At 52.2% G+C, this 26,517-nt stretch carries 21 protein-coding genes; 9 read left to right on the plus strand and 12 right to left on the minus strand.

All coding sequences use genetic code 11. The features are described 5' to 3' along the window. Positions 1-255 precede the first annotated feature (255 nt). Positions 256-2,385, plus strand: a complete 2,130-nt coding sequence (locus IE092_RS01665) for an NACHT domain-containing protein (protein WP_189355267.1) — start codon at positions 256-258, stop codon at positions 2,383-2,385. Further along, a complete protein-coding gene (locus IE092_RS01670; RefSeq protein ID WP_189355268.1) occupies positions 2,375-3,250 on the plus strand; it encodes a RelA/SpoT domain-containing protein in 876 nt (291 codons plus the stop codon). Before IE092_RS01665 ends, IE092_RS01670 begins: the two co-directional genes overlap by 11 nt. A gap of 200 nt (positions 3,251-3,450) precedes the next feature. On the opposite strand, the gene IE092_RS01675 is transcribed toward IE092_RS01670, so the two are convergent. After that, positions 3,451-4,677, minus strand: a complete 1,227-nt coding sequence (locus IE092_RS01675; protein WP_189355269.1) for an MFS transporter — start codon at positions 4,675-4,677, stop codon at positions 3,451-3,453. Between the two features lie 268 nt (positions 4,678-4,945). Between IE092_RS01675 and IE092_RS01680 the strand changes: the two genes are divergently transcribed. Together IE092_RS01680 and IE092_RS01685 are read left to right on the plus strand one after the other, a co-directional pair. Continuing rightward, the gene (locus tag IE092_RS01680) at positions 4,946-5,785 is read left to right on the plus strand and encodes an AraC family transcriptional regulator (protein ID WP_189355270.1); all 840 of its coding nucleotides are present in this window, start codon (positions 4,946-4,948) and stop codon (positions 5,783-5,785) included. A 102-nt stretch (positions 5,786-5,887) separates the two neighbouring features. Continuing rightward, positions 5,888-6,181 (plus strand): putative quinol monooxygenase, encoded by a 294-nt coding sequence (locus tag IE092_RS01685; RefSeq protein WP_189355271.1) that lies wholly within the window; start codon positions 5,888-5,890, stop codon positions 6,179-6,181. Between the two features lie 350 nt (positions 6,182-6,531). Here the strand turns inward: IE092_RS01685 and clpB are convergent, their stop codons facing one another. Continuing rightward, positions 6,532-9,123 (minus strand): ATP-dependent chaperone ClpB, encoded by a 2,592-nt coding sequence (clpB, locus tag IE092_RS01695; RefSeq protein ID WP_189355273.1) that lies wholly within the window; start codon positions 9,121-9,123, stop codon positions 6,532-6,534. A 237-nt stretch (positions 9,124-9,360) separates the two neighbouring features. On the opposite strand from clpB, the gene IE092_RS01700 reads away from it, so the two are divergent. Then, positions 9,361-11,247: a cold-shock protein gene (locus IE092_RS01700; RefSeq protein WP_189355274.1), complete on the plus strand. Its 1,887-nt coding sequence runs from the start codon at positions 9,361-9,363 to the stop codon at positions 11,245-11,247. 66 nt (positions 11,248-11,313) lie between these two features. On the opposite strand, the gene pip is transcribed toward IE092_RS01700, so the two are convergent. The 5 genes from pip to IE092_RS01725 form a co-directional block, all read right to left on the minus strand. Next, positions 11,314-12,273, minus strand: coding sequence for a prolyl aminopeptidase (gene pip, locus IE092_RS01705; RefSeq protein ID WP_189355275.1), 960 nt, complete (start codon positions 12,271-12,273; stop codon positions 11,314-11,316). 153 nt (positions 12,274-12,426) lie between these two features. After that, positions 12,427-14,571 carry a TonB-dependent receptor plug domain-containing protein gene (locus tag IE092_RS01710; RefSeq protein WP_189355276.1) on the minus strand — a complete coding sequence of 715 codons (2,145 nt, stop codon included), beginning with the start codon at positions 14,569-14,571 and terminating at the stop codon, positions 12,427-12,429. Positions 14,572-14,761: 190 nt separating this feature from the next. Next, entirely contained in the window at positions 14,762-16,618 is a 1,857-nt protein-coding gene (locus IE092_RS01715) for a M56 family metallopeptidase (RefSeq protein ID WP_189355277.1), read from the minus strand. Continuing rightward, positions 16,615-17,022: a BlaI/MecI/CopY family transcriptional regulator gene (locus tag IE092_RS01720; protein WP_189355278.1), complete on the minus strand. Its 408-nt coding sequence runs from the start codon at positions 17,020-17,022 to the stop codon at positions 16,615-16,617. The genes IE092_RS01715 and IE092_RS01720 overlap by 4 nt, the downstream gene beginning before the upstream one ends. Before the next feature lie 222 nt (positions 17,023-17,244). Further along, complete coding sequence (locus tag IE092_RS01725) at positions 17,245-18,522, minus strand: DEAD/DEAH box helicase (RefSeq protein WP_189355279.1); 1,278 nt, start codon at positions 18,520-18,522, stop codon at positions 17,245-17,247. Positions 18,523-18,635: 113 nt separating this feature from the next. Between IE092_RS01725 and IE092_RS01730 the strand changes: the two genes are divergently transcribed. Beyond that, positions 18,636-19,367 carry a hypothetical protein gene (locus IE092_RS01730; protein WP_189355280.1) on the plus strand — a complete coding sequence of 244 codons (732 nt, stop codon included), beginning with the start codon at positions 18,636-18,638 and terminating at the stop codon, positions 19,365-19,367. 2 nt (positions 19,368-19,369) lie between these two features. On the opposite strand, the gene crcB is transcribed toward IE092_RS01730, so the two are convergent. From crcB to IE092_RS01755, 5 genes are all read right to left on the minus strand, one after another. Next, entirely contained in the window at positions 19,370-19,750 is a 381-nt protein-coding gene (gene crcB / locus IE092_RS01735; protein ID WP_189355281.1) for a fluoride efflux transporter CrcB, read from the minus strand. Then, a complete protein-coding gene (gene moaE / locus IE092_RS01740; protein ID WP_189355282.1) occupies positions 19,747-20,226 on the minus strand; it encodes a molybdopterin synthase catalytic subunit MoaE in 480 nt (159 codons plus the stop codon). Before moaE ends, crcB begins: the two co-directional genes overlap by 4 nt. A gap of 1 nt (position 20,227) precedes the next feature. Then, positions 20,228-20,491: a molybdopterin converting factor subunit 1 gene (moaD, locus tag IE092_RS01745; protein ID WP_189355283.1), complete on the minus strand. Its 264-nt coding sequence runs from the start codon at positions 20,489-20,491 to the stop codon at positions 20,228-20,230. 1 nt (position 20,492) lies between these two features. Continuing rightward, positions 20,493-21,707 (minus strand): molybdopterin molybdotransferase MoeA, encoded by a 1,215-nt coding sequence (locus IE092_RS01750; protein ID WP_229792972.1) that lies wholly within the window; start codon positions 21,705-21,707, stop codon positions 20,493-20,495. Positions 21,708-21,914: 207 nt separating this feature from the next. Then, on the minus strand, positions 21,915-22,403 hold the full coding sequence (locus IE092_RS01755; protein ID WP_189355284.1) for an outer membrane lipoprotein: 489 nt from the start codon (positions 22,401-22,403) through the stop codon (positions 21,915-21,917). A 272-nt stretch (positions 22,404-22,675) separates the two neighbouring features. Here IE092_RS01755 and IE092_RS01760 point away from each other — a divergent pair, with 272 nt between their 5' ends. The 3 genes from IE092_RS01760 to IE092_RS01770 are packed head-to-tail and all read left to right on the plus strand — an operon-like array spanning position 22,676 to position 26,334. Continuing rightward, positions 22,676-23,530, plus strand: a complete 855-nt coding sequence (locus IE092_RS01760) for a phosphate/phosphite/phosphonate ABC transporter substrate-binding protein (protein ID WP_189355285.1) — start codon at positions 22,676-22,678, stop codon at positions 23,528-23,530. Positions 23,531-23,551: 21 nt separating this feature from the next. Continuing rightward, positions 23,552-25,651 carry an ATP-binding protein gene (locus IE092_RS01765; protein ID WP_189355286.1) on the plus strand — a complete coding sequence of 700 codons (2,100 nt, stop codon included), beginning with the start codon at positions 23,552-23,554 and terminating at the stop codon, positions 25,649-25,651. After that, the gene (locus IE092_RS01770; RefSeq protein WP_189355287.1) at positions 25,648-26,334 is read left to right on the plus strand and encodes a 4'-phosphopantetheinyl transferase family protein; all 687 of its coding nucleotides are present in this window, start codon (positions 25,648-25,650) and stop codon (positions 26,332-26,334) included. Before IE092_RS01765 ends, IE092_RS01770 begins: the two co-directional genes overlap by 4 nt. The last annotated feature ends 183 nt before the right edge of the window (positions 26,335-26,517 follow it).

Consider the following 26,517-nt stretch of genomic DNA (forward strand, 5'->3'; position numbering starts at 1 on the left):
AATTGTTGCATTTTAATAATTAAAACATCAAACTTATATCAATATACTTCAACTTTTCCTATTTCGCACAACCAACGACAAAAGGAATTGGCGCTGAAATATTGATAGACAGCAATGCTATTTTTTGCAAAACATGATATCCTAACCATTGTTTTTTTAACAAACCCTACCAGTAGCTGAGTTACTTAAACTTTTCAACATCCTGCTTCCGATCAATAGACTCTATCTCGCAGCGTACTTCGAAAATGAAATCTCATGGATATCTATCTCAAGCAAAAATTAACTGAAGTCTACAAATCATACGGCTTCACCCTCGCCAAATCTTACGAGACAGATGAAGTGTTAGTTTTCACTTTAAAGACTGGCTACTTTGACAATGCCGACATCGTTCCTACGAATCAAAAATCAAACTCGGATCAAGCATTTAAAGAATTCTCCGATTCGGGATTTGCGTGCACGATACGACCATACATGTCTCCACTGCAAGCAGAACAACAACTTTTCAATGGATTTTTCTCTGTTGAATCAGTTTTAGCTCGTTTATCTAACGATTATCATCGATTCACAAATGCAATAGTTTCGGTATTCTCTTCTGAGGCCAAATATGAATATATAAATGCTCCCTATTTGATAAATGGACGAATGGGAATGCAGTCACCGGCTGACGAAGTAATATCACGAATCGAAATAAAAAAACCTACACTCTTCTTAATTGAAGCAGCTGCTGGCTTCGGAAAAACCTGCGCAGCTTACGAATTAGTAAATAAGTTAACGAAAAAAGGCGGTGTTTTACCGTTATTTTCGGAGCTTGCTCGAAATCGACAAGCTGTCATTTTTCGGCATATTTTACTCGATGAAATTGATCATACGTTTCCTATGCTCAGTTCCCGTCTCGTTCAAAATGAAATGCGCAATGGACGTGTCATTACAATACTTGATGGATTTGACGAGCTGCTACGAAAAAACGAAGATGGCAGTGAATTTGAGAATCATGAGCCAATGCTAGAGACTATTGGTGAATTCCTGACTGGCAATGCGAAAATTGTTCTAACAACACGTCGAACAATACTGTTCGAAGGTGACGCCTTCCACAACTGGGTTGACAAACATACTGACGATTTTGATTTAATACGAATCAAAATAAGTGAACCTCGTGTCGCTGACTGGCTGCCAGAATCTAGATTATCCGCATTAAGTGATACGGGATTAAAAGTTGAACATATCGCCAATCCGGTACTTTTATCTTATTTAAGATGTATTTCAGACGATAAATTTTCGGAAGTCGCCTCAAAACCGCATGAACTTGTTGAAAGGTATTTTGAGTTCATGCTAGACAGGGAAACCATTCGACAAGATCTCCGAATAAGTCAGGCTCGTCAGCAAAGAATTTTAAAGTCAATTGCCGAAGACATGATGAATTTCGGCTACACATCAGAATCACGTGATTACATAGTTGATCAAATTGCTCGTGATAATTCTAGATTAATTGAAGATGCAATAGCTTCATATCCACCAGGACAACGTCCTACGAAAGATGAGGTTGCAAACAAACTCGCAAGTCATGCACTATTAGATCGAAATATTAGAGAGCCCGACAAGATAGGATTTGTTAATGAATTTGTATTTGGGCACTTTGTAGCGCAAGTTATTACTAAAGATCGTGAATGGATAAGCGATGACCTTCGGTTTATTGAACCCGCTGTAATTTCTTATCAACCTCGATCTTTTCAAGCAAAAGAGAAGTTGTGGCATAGCCTTGAATCATCACTCGAATTCCTCTCTGCTTCAGACAAAGTAGATTTTTCCGCAAAGTTACTCGGATCGGTTACTTTTGATTTAAAAAATGATGAGGCTCAAGGTATTGACTTTACAGATATTCAAATTGGTGCGGGAAAGATCGACAGTTTTCAATTTAATGAATGTGTCTTTAGACGATGCTCTTTTGATCTTAGAAATCTAAGCAATGTCACTTTTTTAAACTGTAAGTATTACGACTGCAGCATCCTTGAATCAAATGCCGGCGGCCCAATTCATGAGCTAGGAGGTACCGGTGATGATGCGATTATAGAAATGCTAACCAAATCAACTATAGCCACTGCAATTTCCATAACTCCTGATAGACAGCAGCTAATTGAGCGCGCCGTTTTAGAGAGGTTCTGGCCAGTGGGTAGGGACACGGTAACACACAAACATCGACCAATTAAGGGCATTTGCGCAGGCTTGGGTGAATTTAAGAATGGCGAAGTATTGGACACGATCACAGTATTAAAGCGCAAAGATATATTACGAGTACCTCATCAATCATCTTTTGTAGAAATTAATTTCGAGAAAATCCTCGAAATCAGAGATATCCTCGGTAGAACTGGGAGCGTAAATGGCAACTAATTTCAAGCACACAGCAGAAAAGCTCCGCAGAAATGTAGAAAGTATTTTGCAGCGAGTTGGAATTCTATGCCGCGTATTCGCGAGAGGCAAAGATGATAAATCCTTAGAGAAGAAACTATCCAAAGAAAAAGGGAAATATTCAATTGGCGGAAAGTTAATACAAGATGCGATTGGCATCAGGGTTGCCGTTTATTTTTCCGAAGACGTTGAAATTGTAGCCGCACTTTTACATAAAGAATTCACTCACAAAGAAGCATCCTCAACTGTTGACTTGCCAAGGAATGATCAGTTTGCAGTTACTAGACACAATTTAGTTTTTCAAGTTCCTTCAGAAGACATGGCTGATATGCAAAGAGATATTGGAAAATTACCAATTGACTGCACTTTCGAAGTCCAACTTAGAAGCATTCTTTCCGAAGGTTGGCATGAGGTAGAGCATGATCTTCGCTATAAGTCGAAGGAAAACTGGGTAGGTCAAGATGACTTAAGTCGTGCACTAAATGGAATAATAGCAACCATCGAAACATCCGAATGGACTATGCGGAAAATATTTGATGACTTAGCCTACAGAAACTATAAATCTAAGAAATGGGCTGAAATGTTACATAATCGAATTCGGATGAGAACTGCGCCTAACTTGTCGGAGGAACTCTGTTTACTATTTAATTCTGACCCAGATATAGCAAAATCATTATTTCGACTTAATCGGAAAGAATTAATTTTCTTCCTAAATCAATTAAGGCCGACTTTACCGCTTACATTAGATAATGTTGTGTATGTTTGGAATCACCTAAAAATCTCAGACGAAAGGATAAAAAAACTAACCCCTGATTATATTGCCAATACAATTGGCATTAATTCTTAGTAGATTAATAAAATAAATTAGTTTAAACTTTGATCACTTAATTTTGAACTTTTGCAAAAAAAGTGCCGCATTTCACACAACCAGATTTTCTGCCGACGACAGCCGAATCGAAACGCCGGAATCCGCATTTGGGGCGAATTCCGGCTGAAAAGGTGGTGAAGAGGTGCTGCTGAGGGGGGGTAGCAGCGGTTCAGAGGTCATCAGGCTTGTGCAGCCAGTTGGCGGGCGCGGGTGTTGTTGCCGACGTTGACGGCGGTGGCGATGGCCAGTATCTGAAAAATGGCGACGCCGATGAACAGCGATGCGACCATGTGCTGGTCCATGAAAACACCGAACAGCACCGGTGCGATGGCCAGTCCGCTGTCCAGACCGGAGTACACGATGCCGTAGACGCGGCCAGTTGCGTTGGCGGGTGCGGCGGCACGAATCATCAGGTCACGCGATGGTCCGGCGATGCCGGTACAGAAGCCGGTCGCTGCCATCAGCGCCAGTGCCAGTGCGCCGTTGCCTGCGCCTGTGGCGAGTATCAGTGCGAACACAGCAGAGCCGACGAAAGCGATTGCAATGGTGCGGTCGTGTTTGCCGCCACGCGCTGCCAGTACGCCACCGGCGAACATACCGAAAGCGGAAGCCAGCATAAAGGCGGAATACGCGGAGGTAGCCGCGTTCAGCGACATGCCGTACAGCTCGCGCAGTGCGGTTGCTGCAAAACTGTGTACGCCGCCCAGTGCCATTGCGGTCAGGAAGAAGAAGGCAAAGCACATCCAGACGGTAGGCAGTTTCAGAAAATCCAGCCCGCCGCCTTTCGCGCCTTGCACTGCTTTTTGCGACGGTTTGGTTTGCAGCACTTCGCGGTAAGCAAACAGTAGGCACAGTACCAATGCCGGTAATGCGGCGGCAGACAACAAAGCGCTACGCCAGCCTGCAATTTGCGCAATGCCGACCAGAAACACCGGTGCGCAGGCCCAGCCCAGATTGCCGGTTAAGCCGTGTACAGAAAAAGCGTACGCTAAACGCGGATGCGAGACTTTCTGGTTCAGCAGCGAGTAATCTGCCGGATGGAAGACGCTGTTACCGACACCGGCGATGACCGCACCGGCAGCCAGCATCCAGACGCCGTTTGCCATCGATAACACTATGGCAGACAGCATCAGGCAGAACACGCCGAAAAACAGTACGGTGCGTGCGCCGAGTTTATCCACCACAAAACCGGAAGAGGCCTGACCAATGCCGGAGACCACAAAAAACGCGGTCATCAGCATGCCTAGCTCGGCGTAGCTGAGGCCAAATTCCGCCTTAATCCACGGGAACAAAGGCGCGAGTATCAAATGAAAAAAATGGGAAATACTGTGTGCCAGCCCCACCAGTGCAATCACCAGTGCATCCTGCCGGACCGGCACGGCAGGCATCGCCTGTGCTGTTGTCATTCCAGACTCCTTATTCTGTCTGCTATCTCTTACGGATAGCGTTTGTGCCGTTTCCGGCAAAATAAACCCAGTGTTGCGCAACATCATCAGTGTAAAGAAAAGCGGTTTGGCGCATTTCAGTTAAACTGACATCTTTTAGTGATTTCACGCCAACCCGCACTGCACGGATTTACTGGCTGAAGTGAGCCGGGTTTTGCCGTTGAAACCCTGTTCAGTCTGCCACCGGCATCACCATCGCTTGCAGATCAACTTTCAGGAAAAATCCGCCATGCCTGTACCGGTACTCACCGACACCAGCACCTCGCCCTACCAGCCGGATCAGCAGCATCCGGTGCGGCTGATTGCGCGCAATCTGAATCAGGGTGAAAAACTGGCACCGCACAGCCATCCGTGGGCGCAGTTAACCTATTCGCCGCAGGGCATGCTGAAAGTCACTGCCGACGCGCAGGTCTGGTTTGTGCCACCGCAACGTGCAATCTGGATACCGCCCGGCATTCCGCATGAAGTCACCACCCTCAGCACTGCCCGCTTGCGGGTATTGCACATTGATGCGTCGCATAATCCGCGCCCTGCCACTAACTGTGAAGTCTTAGAAATTTGTCCGTTAGTTAAAGAATTGATTGCACGTATGGAGCAACTGGACCCGTCCGTTGCCTGCGAGCGTGAATTACGTCTGAGTGCGGTGTTGTGCGATGAAATTCAGGCGGCGCCATCAATTCCTGTGCATTTACCAATGCCGTCTGAAAAACGCTTGCGTGCCGCCTGCGACTGGCTGATTGCCCATCCGGCGGATGCGGATTCACTGGAGATCGTTGCCCGTCATGCTGGTGCTTCTGCGCGTACGCTGAACCGCTTGTTTGAAAAAGAATTGCATATGAGTTTTGTGCAATGGCGGCAGCAAATGCGCCTGAGTCTGGCTGTGCCGCTGGTAGCGCAAGGACTGCCCTTGTCGCGGGTGGCAGCGGAACTCGGTTATGCCAGCCAGTCCGCATTCAGCGCCATGTTCCGCAAGGCGCTGGGCGTGCCGCCGGGAATGTTTTTCAGCGGTCATCAATCCAGTTCATCCGAGGCGAATAGTCTGCAGGTGGAATCCGCGTCTTCTTCGTAACGATCGGCAGCATCGTAACAACCTCGCAGCCGATATATCAAACCTATTTTAATTTCCATCTTTACAATGAAAGCTATCAATTTACTCTGATTGCCTTTCACTATGTCCAGTATCGCCCTCTCCGTAACCTTTACCTGTTTGCCAGAACACCTCGCCGCAATTGTGAGCGCACTGGTGCAGCACCGTGTGCGCAGCCTGCAAACCGAACCGGGAACGCTGCAGTTTGAAATCATGACGCCGGATGACAAGGCCGACAGCATCATCCTGTTTGAACTGTATGCCAGCCAGCAAGCGATGGAAACGCATATGGAAGGCAGCAGCCTTGCGCAATTCCGTGCCGAAACCGAGGGACAGATTCTGACCATCAACGTGGAGACATGCAGCCACCATCGCTGACAGGCTTTGGCGGTTTCGCTGGCGAATCATCAGCGTTTCTTTGCCTGCTCACCAGACATCACCGTAAGCCTCCAAAAAGCCTGATTTGGGGCTAAATGCGGATTTCTGCACACCAATCCGGCGGTCGTCGGCAGAAAGTCCGGCGCTCCGAAAAATGAAAATGCTGATTTCTGCATAATATCGTCTGACTCCAAGCAATTTTTATCTGCCATCCGGTGCTGCCTGAGCAGCGCACCACTCTGCCCTTCTGCGTTCCTGCAGACAAAAAAAGGGCGACAATTGCTTGCCGCCCCAACTTGCTTTCTTTCCGGCCTGATGTCAGGCCACGCGTGCATTGTATGCCGCGAAACTTACGCCTTGCTGAAATGCAGTGCACCGTCCTGTACGTCGATACGGATTGTATCTTTTGCTGCAAATTCGCCTTTCAGCAAACTGCGCGACAGCACGTTTTCGATTTCCTGCTGAATCGCCCGTTTCAGCGGACGCGCACCGTACACCGGATCGAAACCGGCTTCGGCGATTTTCAGCAGCGCGGCATCGCTGACCTGCAAACCGATTTCCAGCTGCGCCAGACGTTTTTCCAGGGTTTTCAGCTGGATTTTTGCAATCGAGCCGATGTGTTTTGCATCCAGTCCGTGGAACACCACAATTTCATCGATACGGTTGATGAATTCCGGACGGAAATGGGTTTTCACCTCGGCCATCACCGCCGTTTTTACCAGCGCCGGCTCACTGCCTTCCATCGCCTGAATCTGATGTGAACCCAGATTCGACGTCATCACAATCACCGTATTTTTGAAATCCACGGTACGGCCTTGTCCGTCGGTCATGCGGCCATCGTCCAGTGCCTGTAACAGGATATTAAAGACGTCGTGATGCGCTTTTTCAACCTCGTCCAGCAAAATCACACTGTACGGTTTGCGACGCACTGCTTCGGTCAGATAACCGCCTTCTTCGTAACCGACATAGCCCGGGGGCGCACCGATCAGACGGGCGACCGAATGTTTCTCCATGAATTCGCTCATGTCGATGCGGATCAGCGCTTCTTCACTGTCGAACAGGAAAGTCGCCAGCGCTTTACACAACTCGGTTTTACCGACACCGGTCGGGCCTAAGAACATGAACGAACCGTACGGACGTCCCGGATCGCCAAGCCCCGCACGGGAACGGCGAATCGCATCCGACACGGCAACAATCGCTTCATGCTGCCCCACAACACGCTCATGCAGCACATCTTCCATGCGCAGCAGCTTATCGCGCTCGCCCTGCATCATTTTCGAGACCGGAATACCGGTTGCACGCGATACGATTTCTGCGATTTCTTCCGCACCAACTTGTGTACGCAGCAGACGGTTTTTCGCAGGCTGACCATCGGCTGCGCCTTCTGCGGCATCGGCTTGTTTCAGTTGCGCTTCCAGCTCAGGCAGCTTGCCGTACTGCAGTTCCGACATGGTTTGCCAGTCACCTTTGCGACGCGCTTCTTCCATTTTCTGACGGATGCGCTCAATCTCTTCCTTGATATGCGCACTGCCCTGCACCGAGGCTTTTTCGGCTTTCCAGATTTCTTCCAGATCCGCGTATTCGCGCGACAAACGGGAAATTTCTTCCTCAATCAGCGCCAGCCGTTTATGCGAAGCTTCATCTTTTTCACGCTTCACTGCTTCGCGTTCGATTTTTAACTGAATCAGACGGCGGTCCAGCTTATCCATCACTTCCGGTTTGGAATCGATTTCGATTTTGATTTTCGATGCTGCTTCATCGATCAGATCAATCGCTTTATCCGGTAAGAAGCGGTCGGTGATATAGCGGTGCGACAATTCTGCCGCTGCCACAATCGCCGGATCGGTGATGTCCACGCCATGATGGACTTCGTATTTTTCTTGCAGGCCGCGCAGAATCGCAATCGTCGCTTCGACGCTTGGTTCATCCACCAGAATTTTCTGGAAACGGCGTTCCAGCGCAGCATCTTTTTCAATGTATTTGCGGTATTCGTCCAGCGTGGTCGCGCCAACGCAATGCAGTTCACCACGCGCCAGCGCAGGTTTCAGCATGTTACCGGCATCAATCGCGCCTTCGGCTTTACCGGCACCGACCATGGTATGAATTTCATCAATAAACACAATGGTCTGGCCTTCATCCATCGCGATTTCTTTGAGCACAGCTTTCAGGCGCTCTTCAAATTCACCACGGTATTTGGCACCGGCCAGCAAGGCCGCCATATCCAGACTCAGCACCCGTTTATTGCGCAGACTGTCCGGCACTTCGCCATTTACGATACGCTGCGCCAGCCCTTCCACAATCGCGGTTTTACCCACGCCCGGTTCACCGATCAGCACGGGATTATTTTTACTGCGGCGTTGCAGAACCTGAATTGCGCGACGAATTTCATCGTCGCGGCCAATCACCGGATCCAGCTTGCCCTGGCGGGCGCGTTCTGTCAGATCCAGTGTGTATTTTTTCAGGGCTTCGCGCTGGCCTTCTGCTTCCGGACTATCAACCTGTGCACTGCCGCGCACTGCATTAATCGCGGCTTCGATAGCGCTGCGGGTCAGACCGTTTTCTTTGGCGATGCGGCCTGTATCGGACTTATCTTCTGTCAGCGCCAGCAATACCATTTCCGAGGCCAGAAACTGATCCTGACGTTTTTGCGCTTCTTTATCGGCCAGATTCAGCAGACCACCCAGTTCGCGACCCAACTGAACTTGTCCGCCATTTCCTGACACTTTCGGCAGACGCTCGAGAGATTGTTTTAAGGCATTCTGTAAACCATTTACATTCACACCGGCGCGTTGCAACAGCGAACGGCTGCTGCCGTCACTTTGCTGCAGCATCGCCAGAATCAAATGCTGGGTTTCAATGTAAGGATGATCGTTACCGACAGCCATGCTTTGCGCATCTGCCAGTGCTTCCTGCAATTTGGTCGTAAATTTATCGAGACGCATGATTGTGCTCCTGATTTTGAATTAACTCCCAATTTGGGGCTGAGAAATGCTTTTCAAGCAGTTTAGAAAACGCCTGCGCATAAAAATTTGTTTTAGCGCAAACCTGTTCCCTTGCGGATTTAAGTACGAATTATTCTGACAAGCATTCCTGAAAATCTGAGGCAGCCAACCGCGTTCTGATAGTCGCTCAGGTAATATTGTGTTGTAATAAACTTTTTTGTCTCCGGCCCTCTGATTATGTCGTTCGATTTCAATACCAAAGATCAGTTATTCAGTCGTTATCCGAACCCCTATAAAACCGAAAACTGGTTTCTGCTCGGTGTCAGCCTGCTGAATTTAGCGGGCGTAATCGTGTTATTTCTGAATGCCCGTGCTTATCTGCGTAATGGCGAACACATGCTGTTTGGTATGTGTATGGTCTTGACCGTGCTGTTTTTATTCGTGCTGGGCCGCACCGCAATCCGTTTGCTGACACAGCTGCGTTTTGTCTTTGGTCGCGGTTATCCCGCAGGTCTGGCACCGGAGCTGAATGCAGGTGTGATTGGTCACAGCAAACAGGCAGATCAGCTGATCGAACTGATGCGGCATCAGACCATTCCGTTCAGCGAACCGCAAGGGCCGGTGGAGGGCTTACTGTTTGCGCTGTTCCGCAGTCTGCTGGTTGCGCCGGGCGCGGTGCGTGAACAGGCAAAACAGCATTTTGAATCGTTGCTGATACACGGCGCTTTATTACTGTCCTTGCTGAGTTCCTGGTTATTGTTCAGCGGCAGTGATCAGGAAGGTGTGGTGTCTGTGCTGTATCTGCCATTAACCGGTTTGTCGCTGCTGACAGTTTTACAGCGCCGCTACGCCGCACAACAACAGACTTCTGCTTTCCCGTTTATGCTGCGCCTGATCGGCCTGATCGGTTTTGCGATTCTGGGGCCGGTGCTGGTACCGCGTGTGCTGCCGCATGCAGACCTGACACCGATGTGGACGCCGCCGCTGATTTTGCTGACAGGCACATTGCTGAATGCGGGTCTGGCTTTATATGCGCTGGTGGCGCAGCTGGATATTCCGACTTCCACTTCCGTCGCCTGCGAAGAAACCCGCCTGACCATGAATGCCGCGCCGGGCCAGCTCTGGACGGAAATCAATCAGTTGTTCAAAGAAAACTGGTTTGAAGGCATTCCTAACCGCGCTTACGCCAATATCACACCGGAAATTGCCGGTGAAATCCGCGGCCGTTTTCAGGGTTACATTCTGGAAGAAACCCAGCCGGAACCGGTACATCCCAGCGGCAATGGTGAGCCGGGACGATTGCTGCAAACCCGCTTCGGCCCTGCGCTGCTGGCATTGAACGGTCTTGCAGTACTGGCAGCATTTTCAGCATTTCTGAGTGCGGCGATTTTGTCGTCATCGCTTTCTGATTTTAAACCAGCCGGCGTGTACAACTTCGTATTGTGCCTGCTGGCCTTGCAAATGCTGACCTTACACGCGCTGCGTTCCGGTCATTTGCTGTGGTCGCGTATGTATTTCCGTTCCACGCTGATCTGGATAGAAACGCAGGGTACGTATCAGACTGCGGATTTTCAGGTTGGTAATCAGATGAACAGCCATTTCTCATCCCGTTCATCCGTCACCCGTACAGAGGACGCAATTCTGCGCGTATGGATGGCAGATTTGTACACCGTGTGCTTTGGTAAAGAAAATCAGCGCTATCTGGTATCGCTGGCGCCTTCGCTGGTGAAACCAGCCTGGTATTTGCGCCGTCTGGAAGAGTTTGCACGCAATCAGTCTTCCGTTGCCGCGCCGGTGTCTACGCGTGATCTGGAACATACCCGCACCATGAGTGGCTTTGAAGCGCTGGCGAAACAAACGCCGGATCAGCAAAGCCTGCAACAGAATCAGATCGCACAACCGGAACAATGCCCGTTGCCAACCATAGGCCATGGTCGCATCAAATTAATTCAGCAGGATCGCGGCTTTGGCTTTATTCAGCAGCAAGGCGGGCCGGATATGTATTTCCGTGTTCAGCATCTGGAAACCCAGGATTTACAAGCCGGTGCCGAAGTGCGTTTCGAAATCATCAGCACGCAGCGCGGTTCGGAAGCACGTAAGATTCGTGCGCTGAACGAGCAATGATCCGCTAATCTGAACACACACAAAAAAGGCCGCACACAGCGGCCTTTTTCATGACAACAGATGCCGTCAGCTGAATGCGCGACGCAAGCGGAAATCTTCGGTCGCCTGCACCAGCGCCTTGGCAATACCCGGCTCCATCGCGGCGTGTCCGGCATTCTGGATCACGTGGTAGGCAGCTTCCGGCCATGCATTATGCAAGCGCCATGCGGAAACCGGAGGACAGATTACATCGTAACGGCCTTGCACGATCACAGCAGGCAGATGGCGGATACGCGCGATATTGGTGATCAGCGCATCGTCTTCCATAAACGCGCCGTTCAGCATGTAATGCGCTTCGAGACGACCAATGCCGAGGCTGACGGCATCGGATTCAAAACTGGCAATCGCATCGGCCTGCGGTTCCAGGAACAGGCAGGAACCTTCGTAGCGGCTCCAGTTGCGTGCGGCTTCGGTGTAAATCGCCGGATCATCGCAGAACAGGCGTTTGACATAGGCTTGCAGCAAATCGCCGCGTTCGTCTTCCGGTACGCCTTCGGCAAAGCGCTGATGGATTTCCGGATAAAACCAGCGCATACCATTAACGAACCAGTCGACTTCTTTACGGGTGCACATGAAAATGCCGCGCAGAATAAAGCCAAGACAGCGTTCCGGATGCGTTTCGCCGTAAGCCAGCGCCAGCGTGGAACCCCAGGAACCGCCGAACACCAGCCACTGATCGATGCCGAGCATAGCTCGCAATTGTTCGATATCGCTGATCAGCAATTGCGTCGTATTTTGACGGTATTCACCGAGCGGCAATGATTTCCCTGCGCCGCGCTGATCAAACAGCACAATACGGTAATGCTCCGGATGAAAAAAACGGCGGTGTGTCGGAGATGTACCCGCACCCGGGCCGCCGTGCAGGAACAGCACAGGAATGCCGTTTGGATTGCCGCACTCTTCCCAGTAAATCGTATGCAGATCATCGACCGGCAGCATGCCGTGGCGGTGCGGCTCAGTGGCCGGAAACAGAATATCGTCGCTCATGAATTGTCCTCGCTTCAGGTCTGGAATGCGGGGATTATAGGCGGCAGCACCGGCGCTGTGCACGCTGATGACAGCAGCGGCTGCACAAATCGATAAAATTCGGTGCAGCCGCCGGAATGCAGCAAACCTGTTCGGCAAGCGCCCCTCGCCGCCTTACATTTTGATTTGCCAGACCAGCTTCACTGTGCGTGCTTTGCCAACCCGCATATTTTCTTCCAGCTCCAAACCCTGATACCGGTAGCGGTCTGTACTGTCATGGCTGCGTGCGAGCAAATCTGTGACACTGAGTTTGAATTGCTGACTGCCCTGCTGCCAGTGCAGATACCAGTCCAGTTGCAGCGGATGGTGATTTTCTGCCTGCAACACGCTGGTTTCGTTATAGGTTTCGGTTCCCTGCCATTGCAGACTGAGGCCGCTTTTCCATGCGCCGTTCTGCAAATCGAGCTGCCACTGTGCGCCGTAAGGTAATTGTTCCGGCAGGCGCGAATTGACGCCGTTCAGCTTCAGCTGTGACCAGTTGGCATAGGCATGCCAGCGCATCTGATAACGCAGGTCGCCGAATTTGCCGTCACGCTTCAGTTCAGCCTCGGCACCTATCCAGCGTGCGCTGCCCTGATTCACGGGACGACTATTCCAGATGCCATTCGTCTGCGTCAGATCGTAACCGATACGGTCGCGCATCTGACGTGCGAATAATCCCAGTTCCAGCGCACTGCTTTCATCCAGTTTGCGCTGGTGATTGAATTCAATACCGGTAATCGCTTCCGGTTTCAGCGCCGGATTACCGGTCTGATCCGGATTAAATGGTGAATTGTGATCATCCACCCGATAGCGGCGCGGAATCAGCTGAAAACTAGTCGGCAGCTTCCAGTTCTGGCTTATACCTAGACGCCATTCCTGCCCTTCCGCTGTTTTCCAGACTTGCTGCCATACCGGGCTGATCAGCCAGCGGCTTTGCTCCACAGGCGAGGTCTGATTATCACGCAACCGGTTTTGCCAGTATTCCAGCCGTATGCCCGCCTGCTGATGCCAGCCGGTTTGCTGGAACCAGTTACGCTCCAGCCACAAGGTGCTGCGACTGCTGTCGGCGATAAAGCGGCGCTGATCGCTGTCAGGCATGCCGCCATTCAGTGGCTGGTCGGTTTCATCACGGGTTTCCGTGCGTGAAGCCGGTTGCCAGCTGATACCGCCTTTCCAGCCCTGCTCATCGGCATTGATTTGCTGCCAGTTCAGCGCAAGCCGGAATTCATTGTCGTGCACGCTGCCGGTAACCAGCCGCTGTTCCAGCGCCTTCCCTTGCAGATCGCTGCCACTGAAATCGTAACGGGTATGACGTAACTGCTGATTCCAGCCTGCAATCAGACTGAGTTTGCCCCAGTCTGCCTCGCGCTGATCCCATTGCATTTCCTGCCGCCAGCTGCGGTTCAGCGCGGCAAACTGGCTTTGATTGAACGGAAAAGGTACCGCATCGCCGCTGATCACTGTTTCCTGTCTTTGTTTATCCTGTGCCGGACGACTCCATTGCAGCCAGCTTTGCCAGCCCAGTTGTCCGCCGGAAGGAATCCGCCATTGCAACCGCTGCTGGCTGCTGAGCACGGTTTTGCGCTGCTGGCTGGTTTCCGTCATGCTTTGCTGCACGGGATGCTGCAAATCGTTATTGCGCCGGTCTGCCTGCAATAAACCATCTTCGGTTTGCTGTTCCGCCTGCAGATTCCAGAAGCCCGACCAGTCGCCATGCTGACCTGACTGACGCAGCGCGAACACCGGACTCCAGCGTCCCTGACGTAAAGACTGCGTCAGTTCGGCTTCACTCTGCCCTGCACGAAAACGCGGCTTCAGAATCAGGTTAATGCTGCCCGCTGCCGCTTGCTGGCTTTGCCCTGCTCCCGGTGTGCGTTCGATCTCGATGCGCTCAATCTGGCTGGCCGGAATACTGTCCACGGAAAATCCGCGCGGCATCAGTTGCCCGTCGACCAGTATCTGCACATAGCCATTGCCCATGCCGCGCAGACGCACTTCGCTGGCTTTCGCACCCTGCTGCACGATCTGCACGCCCGGTAACTGGCGCAGTAATTCGCTGGCATCGGTCGCGCCAAACTGGCTTAAATCGCTGCGCTGGAAGCTTTGCTTGTTGCTGAATTCGTCAGACCGCCCCTCCGGAGCGCCAGAGTTGACGCGGACAACCTGAATTTCCTGTGCTAAAACCCGCATTTGAGGACAAAACAGACCAAAACAGCCTGCCAGCAGACAAACTGCAGGGCGCAGCCGGAAACCCGAAAACAAAACAGCGTGAGACATAGACGTTCAGCCTTTCAAAGTGTGATGGATGCACCCCACCCTGCCGGTACGCAAACGCGAAAACCGGCAAATGCAGAGTGCAGTTCACCCGCACTGCAGCGCCAGGCTGCAATGCAGATCAGTTCAGAAAATCAGAGAAAATTAGGAACCGGTTGCCACAAGCCAGAACCTTGCAGCAGCCGGAACGGGCTTATGAAGCTGGCCGCTGCATAGTGCGGTTTGCCAGTGGCGGGCTGGTGTTGGCGGATGGCGTGGCCTGACGTAATTGCTGCAGAATCTGACGCGCATCTTCCGTGCGCTGTTCCGGACTGGCGGCGTGCATTAACACGATCAGAACACGGCGTCCGTTCAGATTGGTCAGCATGGTCAGGCAACGTCCGGCTTTGCGCGAATAACCGGTTTTGGTGACGCTCATTTGCCAGTCCGTATCACCGACCAGTTGATTCGAGTGCCAGAAACGCTGGCTTTTGCCATGCAGGTTCAGAGTAAGCTCCGGCATGGTGCTCAGTCTGCGGATTTCCGGATAGCTGGCTGCGGCCTGCAGTAAGCGTGCAATATCCCGCGCACTGGCTGCATTTGCTTCATCCACACCGGACGGGCTGACAAACTGCATGGTCTGCATGCCCAGCGCCTGCATTTTGCGCTTCGCCGCTGCATAAAACGCCGCTTCGCCACCGGGAAAATGTCTTGCCAGCACATTCGCCGCCTGATTGCTGGAAGGGATCAGCATCAGCGCCAGCCAGTCAGCACGGCGCAGGGACATACCGGCCTTCATTTTCAACGGCAAGACATTCGGATCACGCAGATCAGCGGCCTCAGCAGACAATTGCTCGTCGAGCGCTGCACCACTGTCCAGCACCAGCATCGCGGTCATCAGCTTGGAAATCGATGCCATCGGTACCACCGTATCCGCTGCTTTTTCCAGCAATACACGTCCACTGGCTTCATCCATCACCAGCGCATGGCTGGAATGGGTATCGACATAGATTTTCTGCTGAAATGCTGCCAGCGTTGCACCGGATGGTTCAGGTAACACACGTTCCAGCGGTGCAGGCTCCGTACCGCGTTCTGCCACTGCAGGGCTCCACAGGCCACCGCCCGCCAGCGCCAGCAATACTGAGACCAGTGCCGGTGCCAGCGTACGCCAGCGCAATCGTTGCTGCTCCGGACGTACCAGACGGCGGATACGGCTCAGCAAATCGCCACCATGCGCAGCCAGCCCCTGCTGATGCGTATGCAGTTGCCACTGATCGAGTTGCTGTAAGGCCAGCGCGAGCTGACGGCCATCACCGGTCAGCTGTCGTGCAATATCATCGGCGATCAGTTCGCGCTCTCTATCGATCTGACGACACAGCCACCAGACACCCGGATGAAAAAACAGACAGGTTTGCACGCCTTGCTGCAGCATCAGGAAGAAATAATCCCAGCGTGAAATATGCGCCGCTTCATGTGCCAGCAAAGCTTGCAGCGATGGCAGATCCATCCCCGTCAGTAAAGATGCCGGTACCAGAATCACCGGCTTTATCAAACCCGTAGTCAGCATCGCTGTCACTTGCGGATGCGCGAGTACGCGTACTGCACGGCGCTCGCCCAGTTTTTGCAGTTGCGTACCGACATACGCAGACAGTTCGCCCTGCAAAGCGGAAGATTGCCGGATCAGACGGCGCAGCCACCATAAACCCAGCGCCACGCGGCTGCCCATCAACAGGACACCCGCCAGCCAGCCACATACCAGCACCGGCATCGCCGCACGCAGGCTTTTCATCCAGCCCGGCTCCGCCACGGCTGCCAGCGGACTACCCATCGCTGTCCAGGCATCCATACTCAGCACTTGCGGTACGCCCCAGCCACTGAGCACCGTAGCGACCGGCATCAGCCAGCAAGCCAGCAGCGCCGTCAGTGCCAGCGCATAACGCTGACGCGGATGGCGGTTACGCATGGCTGCCAGCAACACCGCCGCCCCGCCGCTGATCAGCGCCACCTGCCAGACTGCATGCAGCAGCATCCAGCCCAGTGTTTCAGTCCAGACCATCAGTACCGGTTTCATGATTTGTCGTCTTTGAGGAATTTGGCGATTTCTTCGCGTTCAGAATTGCTGACATGTCCACGCAGTGCTGCCAGCACCAGAGACTTGGCTGAACCGGCAAATACTTTCTGGATCATGTCTTTCAGCAGACTGGTTTGCAGCGAATCCTGTGCCACCACCGGTGCATATACATGCGAACGCTGACTCTCATCGCGACTCAGCATGCCTTTGCCATGCATGATTTGTAACTGACGCAGCACATTCGCGTAAGTCAGGTCCGCACGTTCGCGCAGCATGAATTCGTGTAATTGTTTTGCAGTGGCAGGGCCGGTCTGAAACAAGGCTTGCAGAAAACTCAGTTCCGCTGCGGTGGGTTTCACTGGTTGGGCGGAATCGGGGCTGAGGTCTTTATCGGTCTGGGTCATTACCTGTCCTTCACGGAATATCGGAATAGCACAATGGTTGCAGAATAACTTTTCTAGAAAAGTTTGTCTACAACTTTCTGGCGATATTCATGACAGGTTTGATGGCGATCCGAAATCCGGTTTCAGCACCATGCAGGAAAACGGATGCCTTGCAGAAAACACGGAAATGGATAAGAAATAAAAAAAGACGCCCGTTGCAGGCGTCTTGGTTCCCTCAATACCTTAAATGCTTCCGCTGTTCTTTTCAGCCTGCGCTGCCAAAGCACGCAGCTTGTCTTTTTTACTCGGGCGTTTTCCTTTGACGCCGCCGTTAGGATCGCTGACTTTGGCCTGAGCAACCTGCTCCAGCGTTTCAGGGCTAATTTCGAAACCCGGCACTTGTTCACGTTCAATTCTGACACCGTGACGTTTTTCAATCAGCCGGAAATGTGCTTCATTGGCGGCATCAGCACAGATAAAGCTGACCGCCATCCCCGCTTCACCGGCGCGTCCGGTGCGACCTATGCGGTGGGTGTAATCTTCGCTGGAACGCGGCAAATCAAAATTCACCACCACCGGCAACTGACTGATATCGATACCGCGGGCTGCCACATCCGTCGCAATCACAATTTTGACGCGGGCATCTTTAAAGTCACTCAGCACCTGCATACGCTTACCCTGCGTTTGCTCACCATGTAAGGCTTCGGCACTGATATGCAGGCGGCGTAATTTGGTTGCGATCAGATCAGCACTGTACTTGGTTGCCACAAACACCAGCACGCGCGACCATTTCTCCGTTTTGAATAAATGTTTCAGCAACTGAGTGCGCCGTTTTGCATCGACCAGAATCGCGCGCTGGAGAATATCCGGCTTGCCTTCTTCTGTAGTCGGAATGTTGACCTTCACCGCATCACGCAACAAAGTATGCGCCAGTTCTCGGATGCTGTCGGAAAACGTCGCAGAGAAAAAGCAATGCTGGCGTTGCGCCGGCAATAATTTCAGCACCGCATTCAATTCTTCCGCAAAACCCAGCGCCAGCATGCGGTCTGCTTCATCCAGCACCAGTCGCTCCACCTGATCCAGGCGCAACGCATTCTGCTGCACCAGATCCAGCAAGCGCCCGGGCGTCGCCACCACAATATCGGCACCGCCACGTAAATGCAGCATTTGCGGATTAATCGAAATCCCGCCGAATAAGACTGCCAACTTCGGATAATGCGTAAAACTTTTACTCAGCGTGCGTAAGGTATCGCCGACCTGCACCGCCAGCTCACGGGTTGGCACCAGAATCAGCGTGTGCACTGTCTTCCGCGTAGTCGCTTTGCGCTGCAGATGCCATTCCAGCACCGGCAAACAATAGGCCGCTGTTTTCCCCGAACCGGTTTGCGCACTCGCCAGCACATCTTTGCCTGCCAGAATGGAAGGAATGACTTCGCTTTGTACCGGCGTAGGCTGGGTAAAACCTTGCTGCTGCGCCGCGTTTCGCAAAGGAGTGGAAAGACCGAGTTGAGAAAATGACATTGAGTACTTTGGAGGAATGAAAGAGGTAAAACTGCGTAACCGTGATTTTAAGGGAATTATGCGGTGACTTGTTACAATGCAGGCCAGCCAGCCACTTTTCTTTACATACCGCCATGAATCCATATCAAACCCTGACCTCTTCCATCCTGAATCAGGCGGGCTTGAATTGTCATGCGGTTTTCCGGATATCCGATTTACCGGAAGCGATGCTTAACTGCCTGCGCGATGCAAATCCTGACTATATGCATTACCGGCAACTGATTTTAATCGGACACGGTGGCAGGGATTTCTGGGCAGCCTTGACAGCACAAGCAGCCGCGCAGAATAAACCAATGACAAGGCAGGAAGATGAACATCCGGTGGACGATTTTACGGTGAGTAAAGTGCAGGAATATATGCAGACCGAACATCCGCAGGCTGCATATACCCTGCTGTATCCGGGCGCTTATCTGCTGAATCTGCAGGAACTCGGACAACTGGCCGGATGGCATCATGCGTCGCCGTTTATGGTCGGGATCAACAGCAGCTTCGGCCCGTGGTTCGCGTATCGCGCGGTAGTCTTAGCGAATACAGATTTACCGATCACGGCGCAGCATCAGAGCGCGCCGCCATGTCAGCGTTGTGATGAAAAAATCTGCATCCGCACCTGCCCCGCTGCCGCATTAACGGTTGACAGCTACGACTTAGCAAAATGCCTGCACTACCGAAAGCAGGGAAATTCACTGTGTGAAATGAACTGCATCGCTCGCTGGTCTTGTCCGGAAGCGCCGGAACACCGCTATACCAAAGAACAAATGCAGTATCACTATGGTTGTTCGATCAGGATGATCAAACACAGCACCTAATTTCAGTGCAGCCACTTCCACAACTGATAACCGGCGAAGCAACAGGCAACCGAGCCCATCAAATGCACAGCGCTGTGCGCTAAGGCCCAGCCGGGTTCGCCTTTTTGCAGTAAAGCCATTGCTTCGGCAGAAAAGGTGGAAAACGTCGTCAGACCGCCAAGGAAGCCGGTCACAATGAATAAGCGCCATTCCGGCGCAATGGCTGTGGCTTCGTTGAAGAACGCCACCGCCATGCCAATCATCAGTCCGCCACCCAGATTGGCCGCCAGCGTACCGAGCGGCAGTGTCGCCAGAATGCCGTTAAAACTCAGCGATAACCACCAGCGCAGCCACGCACCAAGTGCAGCACCGACGCCGACTGCAACAAATCCGGCCGGATTCATATCGCACAATCCTGCGGCACACCTGCTGCAATCCATTTTTCCAGTGCAACCTGATCGGTTTCACGCGCATCAACCCAGCGCTCACCTTCGGGTGTTTGTTCTTTCTTCCAGAACGGCGCTTCGGTTTTCAGATAATCCATGATGAATTCACAGGCGGCGAAGGCATTCCCGCGATGACGGCTGGCAACGGCAACCAGCACAATCTGATCGGTGGGCAGTAAAGGGCCGACGCGGTGAATGACTGTTACATCGATCAGTTCCCAGCGCTGCTGCGCCTGCTCAGTAATCTGCTGCAGGGCTTTCTCTGTCATGCCCGGATAGTGCTCCAACTCCATGCCAGCCACGCTTTTACCTTCGTTGATATCGCGCACCAGTCCGATAAAACTGACGATTGCACCGGTGTCGGGACGTCCGGCGCGCATCGCATTTAACTCGGTCTGCAAATCAAAGTCAGCGGTTTGCACCTGAATTTTCATATCAACCTCCGGTCACCGGCGGGAAAAATGCGACTTCACAACCGGCATGAATTTCTGCTTCCGGCTCGCACATTTCGTGATCCAGCGCCATACGCAGAGCGCGGCCTTCGGCCAGCACTTCCGACCACGGTTCGCCACGGCTGCACAGCCACGCACGCACATCACCGACCGTTCTGACGCTGTCAGGTACGTCGGCTTTTTCTTCACTGATACCGAGCTTTTCACGCACGCTGGCAAAAAAACGTAATTCAATCAGGGTTGCCATCTCAGACTGCTCCTAAAAATTCAAACGGCAGATAGTTCACCATCTCGCCTCTTTGTATGGTTTGTCCCGGCGGAATGCTGACCAGTCCATCGCCCCACACCGCCGATGTCAGCACGCCCGAACCCTGATTCACAAAACGGTCTACACCGCCGCTTGCATTGCAACGTACGCGGATAAATTCGTGACGACGGTCCGCTTTCGGCCAGTCAAAATCAGCACGCATGGCAATGCTGCGCGGCGCTTGCTGCGGCATGCCTTGCAGCGCCAGCAGGAAAGGCCGCACAAACAGCAGGAAGGTCACAAAACTGGAGACCGGATTGCCCGGCAAACCGACAAAAAAGCTTTGCCCGACTTGTCCGAAGGCCAGTGGTTTGCCCGGCTTCATTGCAATCTGCCACAGATGCAAATGCCCTTCCGCCTGTACTGCAGGCCGCACATGGTCTTCTTCACCAACGGAAACACCACCGGAAGTAATGATCAGGTCATTCCCTTTTGCCGCCTCACGCAAAGCGGCGCGTGTTGCTTCGAGCTTGTCCGGCACAATGCCCAGATCGGTGATGTCGCAGCCGTGCTGCTCCAGCAAGCCGCGAAGCATGAAACGGTTAGAGTTATAAATCGCACCCGGTTTTAAAGGCTGACCCGGCATAGTCAGTTCGTCACCTGTAAAAAACACGGCAACGCGCAAACGGCGCAACACTGGCAGTGTTGCCAGTCCGACCGAGGCTGCCAGTCCCAGATGCGCTGCACCGAGACGGGTTCCGGCTGGCAAAATCACCGCACCGGCTTGTACATCTTCACCACGACGACGCACCCACTCACCGGCTGCGGGTTGATGCAGAATGCGCACACTATCGCCCTGCACTTCGGTTTGTTCCTGCATGACTACGGCATCAGCACCGGCCGGTATCATTGCGCCGGTAAAAATTCGCGCAGCCGTGCCTGCTTGCAAAGGCGCACCGACCACACCAGCAGGAATACGCTGACTGACCGGCAGCAGCGCATCACCGGAAGCGCAATCCGCTGCACGCACTGCGTAACCATCCATCTGCGTATTATCCGCCGGTGGCACATCCAGTTGCGACAACTGATCGCTGGCCAGTACGCGGTTCCAGCATTGCTCAGTCGGCAATATTTCACTTTCCGCGACTGGGCGGACAGCTTGCATCAAATAGTCCAGTGCTTCCTGCACACTCAACATCGGGGCTTTAGGTTTCATTCCGCTCACAAATCGGCTCTTCAGAAATAAATGACTGCCAGCATTGTAACGGCTTCGACTGCCAACTTGCAGCAGCACGCTATGTCTGCATGGTTTTTCGCGTCAATTCCTTGATCCTGCGCGGGTTTTCCGGACACAAAAAAACCGGTCAGCCTTGCGACTGCCGGTTTCTTCGCAATTCGGATTCCGAATGCCGGAATGATCCGCTTAATTGACTGCGATGATTTGTCCGTTCTGAATTGTGACACGTACACGGTCACCGACACGGTAATAGCCACGCTGATCCAGCACCATCACACGGCGTTCTCCGTTCGGGAACTGGAAGGTGAATTCATATTTCACCTGATCAGGTGTACGGTTTCTTTCCATTTCGTTGCCAGCAATCGCACCGGCAATTGCACCGCCCACTGTTGCCAGATCACGTCCGGTTCCTTTGCCGACCTGATGACCGAGCACACCGCCTACCAGCGCCCCGACAGCCGCACCACCGCCGGATGTTTTACCCTGTACATTCATAGGCCGTAAATCCACGATAGTCACGGTTTCGGTGTAAGTAGAGCTGTATTGCTGAGGATAGCTATGGCGATAATTCTGCGGATAATCGCGGTAGCCCGGCTGGCTGTTGTGATAGTGATTCGTGCTGGAACAACCCGCAAGCACAGCGAGCAAAGGGAAAACAAGGTAAATAGGTTTCATAACAACTCCTGTAAATGCGGTGTGATCTGCATGAAACGCCTGAACAGCCGGATTTGTTGACTTCAGCGCTTATTCTGATTTTTTCAGCTTTCGCGTCACGCTGATTTTCTTCAGAACAACAGATTGCAAAATTTCATGGCAGAGCCAGTTTCAGAATAGCAACTTCCTGTTTTTCGGCCATAATGCAGTGAATTCCTGCAGTCTCGTTGCGTTTTTCTTTTTGAGCCAGTCCGGGCCACGGTGGCACCGGCGTTTAATACGTTACGGAGAACATGATGCGCCGCTTTTTCAAACCCTTCGCTGTCCTCGGTCTGAGCCTGCTGACTCAGCTTCCGTCTCAGGCTGTTGCTGAAGAAACGGTGTACCGTTTCTCACCGGTGAATCAGTACGATATCAATCTGACAGCGGCGTACTGGAATCCGATCATCAACTATGTTTCCGAAAAAAGCGGCGTGAAGCTGAGCCTGAAAATAGGCCGCACCAGTGCTGACACCACCAGCTATGTACTGGCAAAAGAAGTGGAATTTGTGTTCAGCAATCACTTATTTTCACCGGAACGCGAAAAACTGGGATGGCGGGTATTCGGCAGACGGAATACACCTCCGATTCAGGGGCAAATCGTCGTGCCATCAGATTCTCCGGTACAAACGATCCGTGATTTGCAAAGCACGTCCGTTGCATTCCCGGGGCCGGAAGCCTTCATTGCCTACAAAGTGCCCTACGCACACTTATTGAATCAGGGTGTGAACGTCAATGTTGTTTTCGGTGGCAATATGAACGGTGCAATTGCGCAACTTTTTGCAGGTAAGGTTCAGGCAGTCGGCGGCAACTCTCAATTACTGGAATCGTATGCGAACCGGGAGAAAAAATCTTTCCGCATTTTGTGGACCTCAGAACCTTACTATGATCTCGCATTGATGGCATCCAGCAAAGTCAGTGACACCACGCTGAAAGCCGTTGCCAACGCATTTATGCAGATGAAAAATGACCCGCGCGGCCGCGAAATTCTGCACGAGAGTGCTGCGAAAGTCGGACTTGATAAAGACGCTTATTTTATTCCATCCGATGGCAGCGAGTATGCAAGTTACCGGCGCTTTTATCAAACTGCGCCTTCGACGCTGCGTTAATGGTGTCAATACGAGAAACATATGAATTACCTGTGGCGCCAGATACAAAGGATATTGCCGCAATCACTGGTTGCGCGGGTGTTCGCATTGTATATGGCCACCTGGCTGCTGATAATGGGAACCGGCTTAGGTATTTATTATGAAACCCGCTTCACCCAGGTCATTCGCGATGCCCAGGAGTCGGCCGCCTCATTACTGGAAGTATCCGCACATATTGTTTCGGACAGCGCTGTAATTGGTGACTATGACACCATACAGCGCACTCTGAATAAAATGGTGGTCAGCCCCAGTTTTCTGTCAGCACAATTTATCCCGATCGACGCCGGCAAAATGAGCAGCCATCCGAAATCCCGCGCCAAATCAGACTCAGCGCCTGTCTGGATAGTGGATCAGGTCAGTGCCCGCTTATACGACGATAACCGTGTGCTGCGGGTGGGTGGACAGGATTACGGCGTGCTGCGCCTCAGTTTTGATGACATTCAAATTGCACAGGATATGTGGCAGGTTGCCCGTGCCGCGCTGTATATGATGCTCATCAGTTTTGCCAGCGGTCTGTTGCTGATCTGGTATCCGCTGCGGCGCTGGCTGGGTACACTGCAGGAGGTACATGCACGCAGTCTGGAGACCGGTGGTAACAGCGATGAAGATAATCTGGCGCTGATTGAACAGGCTCCGGCCGAGATGCGGCAAACTTTGGTAAGTTTGCAGTCTACCGCTGCTCGTTTACGCAGCGAGTTGCAGGAGAGAGAAAACAACCTGAATTCGCTGCGTAGTATTCTGATCAGTATGCTGACGCAACCTTCGGGTGAATTACCGACCGATGTAACGACCAGCGATATCATTCAGCAAATTTCAGCACTGATACAGGAACGTGAACAGACCAGGCAGGCACTGACTCAGGCGAAAGAACAGGCAGAAGCAGCCAACCGGGCAAAAAGTGATTTTCTTGCAAACATGAGTCATGAAATCCGCACGCCGATGAATGGCATGATAGGTATGCTGGATCTCTGTCTGGACACGCAACTGACCGGCGAGCAGCGCGAATATCTCAGTGTGGCACAGCGCTCGGCAGAAAATTTGCAAGTCATCATCCGCGACATCCTCGATTTCAGCAAAATCGAAGCCAATAAAGTCGACATTGAAAAGCTGCCGGTTCAGTTGCATCAGTTACTGAAAGATCTGATTCCTGCGCACCAGACAACTGCAGGCGGTAAAAATCTTGCGCTGTCTTTACAGATCAATGAGCTGGTGCCGCAGCACATACTCAGTGACCCGGTCCGTATCAATCAGATTCTGAATAATCTGATTAGTAATGCACTGAAATTTACCGAATACGGCGCGGTCAATATCGAATGCACATATACGCCAGACAGCGAACTTCCCTTGTCTATTGCCGTCAGCGACAGCGGTATCGGTATTCCCTTGCAGGATCAGGAAAGGGTGTTCGATGCGTTCGCACAACAGGACATTTCAACGACACGCCGCTTTGGCGGAACGGGATTAGGACTCAGCATCAGCCAGCGCCTGGCCAGGCTGCTCGGCGGAAAAATCAGCCTGAGCAGCAGACCGGGGCTGGGCAGTTGCTTCACACTGCATCTTCCTGTCATTACAGTTGCCGCCAATCCGGCCCGTCAATCTGCAAACACTGGTCTGTTATTACCGCAACAGCATCCGGTGACGCTGCAGATTCTGATTGTCGAAGACAATGAAATTAACCAGACCCTGATTACGACACTGATTCAGAAGCAAGGACATCAGAGCAAGCTGGCATGCAACGGACAAGAAGCTGTTGCACTATGCGAATGTCAGCGATTTGATCTGATCCTGATGGATTTGCAAATGCCGGTCATGGGTGGACTGGAGGCGACGCGCCTGATACGCCAGCTGGAGCAACAGGAGCAACAAACGCCCACACCGATTTACGCCCTGTCCGCCTCTGCACTGGCCAGTGAGCAGGAAGAAGCCATGGCAGCAGGGCTGGATGGCTACATGACCAAACCGATCAATCGTCAATTACTGAATCAGTTATTGCAGGCTATTGCCACGAGCAAAAGTCTTAAGGCACCACCGCCATCTGCTATTCCCGGTTCAGGTCTGCTCAATCCTGCTGCACATCCATGAGCGATACCATTTATTACCAAACCGGAGATATCCGGCAGGAAGATTTTGTACTGCATCTCCATTTACTGAATGACAGTGAACGCCTGCGTGCAATGCGTTACCAGCATCTTTCCGATAAACTCCGTTTCGCCTGCACCCGTATTGCGCTGAAGCGCTTGCTGGCACAGCTAACAAAAAGCAATGCTGAGCATATCGCGATTCAGTTGACGCCTGAAGGCCAGCCATATTGCGTACAAGAAGGCAATCGCTGGCAAATCAGTGTCAGTCACTGCGAACAGCATTATCTGATTGCGGCGACCAGGGCGGAACTGGCGATTGGCACGGATCTGGAAGTTTGTCACCGGCATGCTGCATGTCACAGCGATATGCAGACAAGCTTTTGCCATCCACAGGAAATCACTCTGCTGAAGTCACTGCCCCCCTCACAGCAAAACCATGCAGCACAAAGCATCTGGAGCGTCAAAGAAGCATTGCTGAAAGCACGCGGCACAGGCTTACGAAGTGATCCCTGTGCTATTCGGCTGCCAGTGCCATTTCCGGCGCAATACGATCTGAAGATCTGGGGAGCGCATTTTCGGCTGATCCAACAGACCCTGTTGCATCCAGTGAATCCGCTGCTGCTGCTGACTTTCTGTGCAAATAATCCGAGAGCAGACTGGCTGCCCGTCAGCACGCCGATGTAGCGTCAGTCTGCGCATCAATGTTCTTACGACTACCCCAGTCGACCTGCATTTGCCTGAAAACTGCCTAAATGCGGAATTTGGCACAGTAACCGGGCTGTCGTCGGGAGGAAATCCGGGCTTCTACAAAATACAAATGCGGATTTCTGCACATTCAGCAGCCTGTTAAATCCTCCGGCGCTTTGC

This window comes from Cognatundibacterium squillarum, from assembly GCF_014652435.1.
GTDB lineage: Bacteria > Pseudomonadota > Gammaproteobacteria > Burkholderiales > Burkholderiaceae_D > Undibacterium > Undibacterium squillarum.